This window comes from Prolixibacteraceae bacterium (assembly GCA_019720755.1).
In the GTDB taxonomy this organism is placed as follows: Bacteria; Bacteroidota; Bacteroidia; order Bacteroidales; family Prolixibacteraceae; genus Halosquirtibacter; species Halosquirtibacter laminarini.
In genome coordinates this window covers 3,890,391-3,900,000 of the sequence record CP081303.1, presented here as the reverse complement: position 1 = coordinate 3,900,000, position 9,610 = coordinate 3,890,391, and the positions used below count along the sequence as shown (strand labels likewise).

Here is a 9,610-nt window from a genome sequence, read left to right as displayed (position 1 = left end):
ATCGCGCTGAGGTTACTGCAGAGATGGGCGAGAGTAGGTCGCCGCCCTTTTAATAAAAGGGGCTTCTTCTAAAGAGTCAGCTTTTTTTGTGTCTATACTTTTCTGAAATATAACTATGCTATCGTTTAGAAATAAAGAGATGTATCTTCTAATCTTGGGAAGAGGGACCTCTTCCCGAATTTAATGCCCTTTGGGAACAGAGAAGTTAAGCCCTATCGCGCTGAGGTTACTGCAGAGATGGGCGAGAGTAGGTCGCCGCCCTTTTAATAAAAGGGGCTTCTTCTAAAGAGTCAGCTTTTTTTGTGTTGTAAATAGCAAATTAATAATCATCATTTTTTCGTAAAAGTAAATCACCACTATTACAACCAAAAGTTTCCCTGATCCATAATGAGGATCTGCCATATAAATACAGTATAGGGATGATTATCGAACAGGTTCAAAAATGGTCCTTCTATTTTCCATTCTAAAGCTTTGCCCTTTCATTTTTACTACTTCACAACGATATAGTAAACGGTCAAGTAATGCTGTAGCCAACACTTCATCCTCGAGTGTTTCAGCCCATTCTTTAGGAGATTTATTGGTAGTTATAATAACCGATGTTTGTTCATGAAGATGGTTTATTAAATTAAAAAATGAAACTGCATCTTCTTTCTTGATTGGAAAAAGCATAATATCATCAATGGCAATAATATTTGCCTTTAATAGTCGGTTGTATTTTGCAAGAGCAGAAGAGATCATTTCTTTCATTTTCAATGTCTTTATTAACTCCTCCATGGTGATAAAATAAGCTTTGTATCCTGTATTTACGGCATCGTAGATCAATCCTGCTGCGATAAAAGTTTTTCCAGTTCCTGATGGTCCCATTAAAATTAGGTTATAATTCTGTTCCATCCACATCAGCTCCCTCAGTTGCTTAAGATGAGATGGTGTTATACCATTTGAAGCATTAAAATCATATTTATCAAGATCATGATCTTTGGGAAGGTTAGCTAAGGCTATTCGTCGTTCAATATTTTTCTTCTCTCGATGCTTAATTTCACATTCAAAAACAGATAATAAGAACTCCATATAGGTTGGCTTATTTATTTGTGCTTCATGTATAATCCCTTCTGGGTTATTACGGGTCTGGGTGAGTCTTAGAGCATCAGCATGTAGCTTTATTTTTTCAATCTGGTTCATAGGTTTATTAATCTTTCATATGTTTCAATACTACTTCTTGAAGGTTGTACATCACGATTATTGATCTTTTTACCACCACTCATTTCAACTTTAGGAAGAACAACTTTTTGACTGATCTTCATTGCTTCATCCCGACTCTTATAATAGTTAAGTATCTGTATGAAGTCATTTGCATTCAGGATGTTGTTTTCTGAACACCAATTTATGGTTTGCTCTGCAAAACGAATATTATCATCTGTGATTTTCCTGTCTAAAAGTCTTAGACTATCATAATAATATCTTGACTTATCATTCTCTAAAGTTTCTAAATAAAGTTTCACAGAGTCAGTATGTCCCAGTTTATCCAAGATAGTATTATGCAGTTTTTCTTTTGTTTTAGATTTTGGCCTCGAGTGATCGTTATTTTTCACATAATTCCCTCTACTAGATGGAACTAAGTGTTTTGCTAATAGCGTTTGATCGCTATTCAGAATAAGCAATTCATTGTCTTGTTGTGATACAATCACTTTCGTATCAACTCCTTGATACGTTTCGAAAGGTACGCTATATGTATTCCCTTTATATCTGATTGTATTGTCTTTTAACACATTAAGTGTAGGTAATTTATCTTTAGGTGTTTCAATATCCCCATTAAAAGGAAGTAAATGATCTTTTTCTATCATCCACTCTTCTGAAGGTATTTTGTGAGTCGTACTGTGTCTCTTTTGGTTTCCAGTACGACGCAACCAAGCCAAACATGCTGTCTGTAAAGATTCATTATCAATAAATTTTCGACCTTTTAGAAAATTGTATTTCACATACTTAACTACATTTTCTATTTTACCCTTAGATTCAGGATCAGCCTTTCGACAAAAGTGAGTCTCAAATTTATACTTATCACAAAGTTGTCTAAACCCCTGTGTTAGTTTAAAATCTCCTAGATTTTCATCATGAATAAAAACACTATCTTGATCATATACAATACGTTTTGGTATTCCCTCGAAATATGAAAATGCAAGTTCATGAGCATAGTTAGCAGTTTCGCTAGTAAAGGGACGACTTTGACAATAGACATATTTATATCGAGATCGAGAAAGAACCATGGCAAAAAAATAGACCTTAACTCTGCATCCATCTTCTTTATAAAGATAGCATTCACCAAAATCAACCTGCGCCTCAGAACCATATTTCACTTCGACGATTTTCTCATACTGCCGTATCGAATAGGCAGAGACCTTAGGAATGTCATATCGTTTGCGAGTTGACATCACAAAATTATACACCGTCTTACTACAAACTTGAGGCAAGTCTTTAAAATTTTCTTTAAGTCGATCTTCAATTTGTGCGGCAGAGAGAAATGGATACTCAACCAATAAATTTTTGGTGAACATTTGATACGGTGCTAACTTTTTAGGCATCTGACAGATGCTCGTTAAGCTTCGAATGAATTCGTCCTCTTTTGTATTGATATATTTGCGAACAGTAGCGCGATCAATACCTAATTTCGCACTTATTTGACTTTTGTTAAAGCCAGATTCATGCATTTCTTTAACTTTGTACCACATAGAGAATTTTTGTTTTCTATTCATTGCCTCGATTTTTGGTTTGGACACCTAAAAGATCGAGGCTTTTTTATTTATATACAACTGGTGAATAGCTTTTACGAAAATTTGATGAAGTAAAGTTACCTCTTACATGTGTCTATACTTTTCTGAAATATAACTATGCTATCGTTTAGAAATAAAGAGATGTATCTTCTAATCTTGGGAAGAGGGACCTCTTCCCGAATTTAATGCCCTTTGGGAACAGAGAAGTTAAGCCCTATCGCGCTGAGGTTACTGCAGAGATGGGCGAGAGTAGGTCGCCGCCCTTTTAATAAAAGGGGCTTCTTCTAAAGAGTCAGCTTTTTTTGTGTCTATACTTTTCTGAAATATAACTATGCTATCGTTTAGAAATAAAGAGATGTATCTTCTAATCTTGGGAAGAGGGACCTCTTCCCGAATTTAATGCCCTTTGGGAACAGAGAAGTTAAGCCCTATCGCGCTGAGGTTACTGCAGAGATGGGCGAGAGTAGGTCGCCGCCCTTTTAATAAAAGGGGCTTCTTCTAAAGAGTCAGCTTTTTTTGTGTCTATACTTTTCTGAAATATAACTATGCTATCGTTTAGAAATAAAGAGATGTATCTTCTAATCTTGGGAAGAGGGACCTCTTCCCGAATTTAATGCCCTTTGGGAACAGAGAAGTTAAGCCCTATCGCGCTGAGGTTACTGCAGAGATGGGCGAGAGTAGATCGCCGCCCTTTTAATAAAAGGGGCTTCTTCTAAAGAGTCAGCTTTTTTTGTGTCTATACTTTTCTGAAATATAACTATGCTATCGTTTAGAAATAAAGAGATGTATCTTCTAATCTTGGGAAGAGGGACCTCTTCCCGAATTTAATGCCCTTTGGGAACAGAGAAGTTAAGCCCTATTGCGCTGAGGTGTAAATAGCAAATTAATAGTCATCAATTTTTCGTAAAAGTAAATCACCACTATTACAGCCAAAAGTTTCCCTGATCCTTTTCATGGATCTGCTATCTAAACTCTATATAGGGATGACTATAGAGTATTCTTGAGAGAAGGGTGTGTGTGATTTGCTGAACTTTTAATAAACATTAATTCTCATAATGAACCTGATTTTTTGTTCTTATACTTTTGTTTTTTTTATTCTCATGTTTTGCCATTTTTTTTCTGTAAAAGATTAAATATTCTTTAAAAAGACATGTATTAAGTGTAACTTTTACTTATTAAGGTACGTCTTTATAAAAAGATTACTTTTTTCCTTTAAAGATATATGACAACATTAGATTACAATGAACTAGTTTCAAATCATTCGGATGCTGCATTTAGGTATGCATTACGTCTTGTAAAGGATCATGATCAAGCTCATGATTTAGTTCAAGATTGCTACGAAAAAGTATGGATTCGTTGTAAGACCATTGATGCATCTAAATGTAAGAGTTATCTTTTTATGTCGATCCATAATGGTGCAATGGATCTATTTCGTCATTCGAAATTTATAGATAGTGACGTAGACGTCAGTTCTACTGACTTTAGGTCTGTTTCTAATGATTATTCAGATCTTCAAGAGCAACTAAATAGTGCTCTTGATACTTTACAAGATATTCAGTGTTCTGTTGTTCTATTAAGAGATTATGAAGGATATTCTTATGATGAAATATCTGAGATAACAGGTTTAAGTGCTTCTCAGGTTAAAGTATATATATTTAGGGCAAGGAAGGCTTTAAGAAGTTATATCGGTAAGATTGAAAATTTGGTTTAGTATGAAAATATCTGTTGAAAACTATGAACAATTTGTTATGGATTATCTGGAAGGTAATTTGGAGAGTTCATTAAAAAAAGAGTTTGAGACGTTTATTGCCTTGAACCCAGAATTAAAGAAGGAGATTGAAGACATTGAAGGCTTTAAGCTTATTTCTGATGAATTGGTATATTTTGATACCAAAGAAAAATTATATAAAAGTGAATCCTTTGATAATATCTGCATTTCAGTTATAGAGAATTGTGCGGATAAACAAGAAAGAGATGATTTCGAAGATTTTATTGAATCCAATGAAGAAGCTAAGAAAGAATTTAAGCTATTTTCTAGATGTATTTTAAAACCGAACAGGAATATATTGTGTGATTTTAAGAACGCTTTATATAGAAATAGTTTTCCATTTCAGAAATTATTGTCTGTTGCTGCTTTGTTCATATTACTCTTATGTATCCATCAGCTTGTTGTCGTACCTAATTTCATGGATACTTCTAATGTGGCAATAAGTAAAATTGATACAAATAAAATTATCTCTATAGAATATCCGATTGAAACTAAGATGGAGGGAAGAGGACTTTCTTCAAATAAAGTCCCGTCCATTACTATAAAGAAAAGCTCAGATATTAATAAACCTTCTACAGTAGCAACTCAAATCATTCCTAAAAGTAATGAAAACGAGATTGTACCTATGCGTATTGCAGATATATCAATGGAGTATATAAAGCCGGTAGGAATTAGAATAGAGAATCTAGAACCAGACGATGAACTCGTTGGAATATCTCATAGTGATTGTAAAAATTATGCTTCTAGGAACTCTACTATCTTTATAGATGGTCTACCAGTATATAATGTAGAGCACGAACTTCAGAAACCATTGGAAGAAAAAATCATTGATAATCGTTCTTTTAAAAGGCGTTTATTTATTAAGAAAATAGGCATTACTATTGCCTCTATAGGCCGAATATCACAATAATAACACCTTAAAAAAATACTTATGAGATATTATTTATTAATAATATTAGTATTCTTGTGCAATACTTATTTGTATGCATTCAATCCATGCTATCATGATCTTTCTGAAAATATGGATACTGTTGTCGTTTCTCCTCAAAAAGTATCAAGTAATCCTAGTGTTCAGGATACAATTGTTAAGAAGGATTCGACTTCTATATCTCAGAAACATATTGAAGAGATGTCAGAAGAGTGGTTTAAAAATAATAGTTCTAGCAATCAGAAAAATGAAGATCGTGAGGTCGGTTTTACAAAAGAAGAGATTTTCTTATCCGATTCGGGTTTCGACGATATTATAAATATTTTTGGTCATGATACTCGAAAAAACTATTCGAAGAAGTTTAGAGCTCGTTGGTCTTTGATTGATATTGGAGTGAATTCATTAATGAATACATCTTATGAAATGTATCCCGTATCAAATGATTTTATGGATATTGACAACAATAAGTCTACCGAGTTTGCTCTAAATTTATTTAGATTACCGATTGGGCTTTCTCGTACAAATAATCGTATCGGTTTATTCACCGGATTGGGGGTTACTTGGAATAATTATCGTTTTAATCAATCATACACAATAGAGGATAAAGGAGGTATGGTGCAGCCTGTATCCCTAAGCGATGAAAACATTATTAAATCTAAATTAGTTACTACATATCTATCATTTCCATTGATGTTTCAATACCAATTTGCGATTCCTGGAAGTAGAGTTCCTCTATGTATTTCTGTTGGGATAACAGGCGAAATTAAACTTGGTTCACATACTAAAGTGAAGACAGATACAGCAAAAAGAAAAGATCATGATGACTTTCAGTTAGTCCCATTTCGTTATTCTTACTCTGCAAGAGCTAAGTATGGATTTATATCGTTCTATTTCAAGTATTATGAACCTGGATTATTTCAGTCAGGTAATGGACCGACGACAACTCCAATGACATTTGGTATTGGTTTATTTTGAAGCTTATAAGGAGTTTTTTACATATTTAAGTGTCTAATATTCGCTATCTTTGTTTTGTACAATTTTTCATCGTAATTAATCTAAAACAATAAGATATGATGCAATTACTTCTTATTAGTAACTCGACGATGCCAGGTGAGGCATATCTTGATTATCCTAAACATGAAATAAAGAAGTTTTTAGGAGATAGTGTGAAGCGTGCACTTTTTATTCCATATGCTGCTGTAACATTTTCTTTTGATGAATATGAACAAAAGGTAGGTGAAAGATTTTCTGAATTGGGGTTCGAAATAAAAGGTATACATCGATATGATGATCCTGTAAAAGCTGTACGTGAGGCTGAAGCAATTGTTGTCGGTGGAGGGAATACTTGGCAGCTTGTTCGAATGATGCATGAACAGAACTTGATGCCTGAGATAAAGAAACGTGTAGAAGAAGGAGTTCCTTATATTGGATGGAGTGCTGGATCTAATGTTGCTTGTCCTTATCTAAAAACGACTAATGATATGCCTATTGTGGATCCTCTTGGATTTGATTGCTGTGGGATGATTCCTTTCCAGATTAATCCACATTATTTAGATGCAAATCCAGAAGGACATGGAGGAGAAACTCGTGAACAGAGGATTGAAGAGTTTTTAGAAGCTAACAAGGAAATTTTTGTTGCTGGTTTAAGAGAAGGTACAATGTTTAAACTTGCTGATGGAAAACTATCTTTGATAGGGAGTCGAAGTTGTCGAATTTTTAAACACGGGGAGGTCCCAGTTGAGTTAACTGAAAAAGATGATTTGACTTTCTTAATGAAATAATATAATAAACCGAACAACTAATTGTTCGGTTTTTTTATAATTTTATTATGGAATAAAAAACTTGTTTAAGAAAAGAAAATTCAATGGAACTATTGACATCTAGTTATTTTGCCCTGTTTCTCATCATTAGTATTGGTTTTGCTTTAGGTAAAATAAAGATAAAGAATATCTCTTTAGATATTTCAGCAGTTATTTTTGTCGCTTTAGTGTTTGGTCATTATGGTATTATTATCCCTAAAGATTTCCAAAGAATGGGGTTGGTGTTGTTTTTGTTTACTATTGGAATACAAGCTGGCCCTGGTTTTTTCTCTTCCTTCAAAGAGAAGGGAAAGTCATTAATTATATTGGCTTTTGTTCTTGTGTTTTCTGCAGGGATCATCGCTGCACTTTTGGCTGTATTATTAGATATTGATATCAATATTGTGTCTGGATTATTTACTGGAGCATTAACTAGTACTCCCGGTCTTGCAGCAGCTATCGATATAACAGGAAGTCCTCTTGCGTCAATAGGTTACGGAATAGCATACCCTTTTGGTGTGATTGGAGTAATTCTTTTTGTTCGATTTCTTCCAAAGATTATGAATCTGAATATAAAAGAGGCAGAGAAACAGTTTCAAAAGTCCCAACAAGTATCTAATCCTGAGTTTATTAAGAAAACTTTTGTCATTGAGAACGATAAGGTGGTGGGCAAAAGTCTTTCTGAGTTGAAGATAAGAACAATGACTAAGGGTGTTATTTCTAGAGTTCTTCACAAGGACGGCTTGGCTACGACTCCGACTAAGGAGACCATTCTTTTGAAAGGAGATATTGTTAAGGCTGTTGGCCCAGAGAGTGCAATGTCGAAAATTGAACTTCTTTTAGGTCCTGAAATAGATAAAAAGATTCCACTAAATCCAAGATATGATGTTCGCCCTGTTTTAGTAACAAAGAGTGATGTTGTAAATAAGACGATCGCTGAACTTAATATATTACACACTTATTCGGCAAATATTACTAGAATACGAAGATCTGGTATTGATCTTGCCCCTACACCAAATACTAAATTACTCTTAGGCGACAAAGTGGTTATTGCAGCATCGGTAGATAATATAAAACAAGTTTCTGAAGCTTTTGGCGACGATTCTAAAAGATTATCTGATACCGATTTTTTCCCTATCTCCTTAGGGATTGTACTAGGAGTTCTTGTCGGTAAGTTAAGTCTTGTTGCTGTTAGTTTATCGTTTAGCTTAGGCTTGTCAGGAGGTGTCCTTCTAACATCACTTATTCTAGGTAGAGTAGGTAAGAGTGGTCCTATTGTTTGGACAATGACTGGAGCTGCGAACAATCTTCTTCGTCAGCTTGGACTACTCCTTTTTTTATCTTCCGTAGGTACTAGTGCTGGTGGTCAGATTGTATCCACATTTGAACAATATGGCTTTGAGCTATTTTTGGTTGGAGGAGCAATAACGCTATTTCCTATGATTCTGGGAGTCTTTGTAGGTAAGAGAATACTTAAGATCGACATTTTAACAATGCTAGGAGGATTGACTGGTTCAATGACTAGTACTCCAGGCCTTGCTGCTATTGATTCGATGACAGATAGTGAAGCACCATCGATTGCTTACGCTACTGTTTATCCCGCATCTATGGTATTTGTTATCATTGTGGTTCAATTATTAGGTTTATTGTAAAAATGAAAAGTATTCTCTTGACTAAATCCATTGACAATATTCATAAAGGATTGATAGAACAGAAACATCCTAATATAAAAATTGATATTGTTCCTTTTATTAAAACGATAGGTGTTCCTTTTTCTGAGCCATTATGGTATCCATATGTAGTATTTACAAGCCAAAATGCATTTAAATATTTACTAAGTAATGAAGATTGCTTAGGGATATTGAAGAGTAGAGGTTGTATTGCTGTTGGAGATAAAACTCTTCAGCTACTAAAGAAGAGTCATGTAAATGTTATAGCACCTTCAAAACAAAATAGTGAAGGGATAATAGAATTAATCAATCAACATACAGATATTCGAGGAATAACTTATTTTTGTGGGAAAAGAAGACACCCCTTGTTAGAATCTTACCTTAAAAGTAAGCATATTCGTTATGAGGCTATTGAAGTTTATGATACTATTGATTGTGAAGTTGAAATAGATGTGATAAACTATGATATTGTTCTTTTTGCTTCTCCTTCTGCTGTTGATTCTTTTTTTAGTCAATACGACAATATAGATTGTGATTGTTATGCTATTGGTCCAACTACAGCTGCAGCTCTCTATAAATTTACAGATAGAGTGAAAGTTGCGAATGAGCCTTCAATAGAATCGATGATTGATCTAATAATAGAGAATTATTAAGTCTTGTGTTAGAAATTAAATATACAT

8 protein-coding genes are annotated in these 9,610 nt (G+C 34.1%); 6 read left to right on the top strand and 2 right to left on the bottom strand.

Annotation, left to right across the window (positions count from 1 at the left end):
- Positions 1-423 precede the first annotated feature (423 nt).
- Both istB and istA read right to left on the bottom strand, forming a co-directional pair.
- Positions 424-1,179, bottom strand: coding sequence for an IS21-like element helper ATPase IstB (gene istB / locus K4L44_15485; protein ID QZE13925.1), 756 nt, complete (start codon positions 1,177-1,179; stop codon positions 424-426).
- On the bottom strand, positions 1,176-2,747 hold the full coding sequence (gene istA / locus K4L44_15480) for an IS21 family transposase (protein ID QZE13924.1): 1,572 nt from the start codon (positions 2,745-2,747) through the stop codon (positions 1,176-1,178). Before istA ends, istB begins: the two co-directional genes overlap by 4 nt.
- A 1,240-nt stretch (positions 2,748-3,987) precedes the next feature.
- Here istA and K4L44_15475 point away from each other — a divergent pair.
- From K4L44_15475 to K4L44_15450, 6 genes are all read left to right on the top strand, one after another.
- On the top strand, positions 3,988-4,476 hold the full coding sequence (locus K4L44_15475; protein QZE13923.1) for an RNA polymerase sigma factor: 489 nt from the start codon (positions 3,988-3,990) through the stop codon (positions 4,474-4,476).
- Between the two features lies 1 nt (position 4,477).
- Positions 4,478-5,443, top strand: a complete 966-nt coding sequence (locus K4L44_15470) for a hypothetical protein (protein ID QZE13922.1) — start codon at positions 4,478-4,480, stop codon at positions 5,441-5,443.
- Positions 5,444-5,464: 21 nt separating this feature from the next.
- The gene (locus tag K4L44_15465; protein QZE13921.1) at positions 5,465-6,436 is read left to right on the top strand and encodes a PorT family protein; all 972 of its coding nucleotides are present in this window, start codon (positions 5,465-5,467) and stop codon (positions 6,434-6,436) included.
- Positions 6,437-6,531: 95 nt separating this feature from the next.
- Positions 6,532-7,242, top strand: coding sequence for a dipeptidase PepE (pepE, locus tag K4L44_15460; protein QZE13920.1), 711 nt, complete (start codon positions 6,532-6,534; stop codon positions 7,240-7,242).
- 83 nt (positions 7,243-7,325) lie between these two features.
- Positions 7,326-8,912, top strand: a complete 1,587-nt coding sequence (locus K4L44_15455) for a transporter (GenBank protein ID QZE13919.1) — start codon at positions 7,326-7,328, stop codon at positions 8,910-8,912.
- A 2-nt stretch (positions 8,913-8,914) separates the two neighbouring features.
- Positions 8,915-9,583: a uroporphyrinogen-III synthase gene (locus K4L44_15450; GenBank protein ID QZE13918.1), complete on the top strand. Its 669-nt coding sequence runs from the start codon at positions 8,915-8,917 to the stop codon at positions 9,581-9,583.
- Positions 9,584-9,610 lie beyond the last annotated feature (27 nt).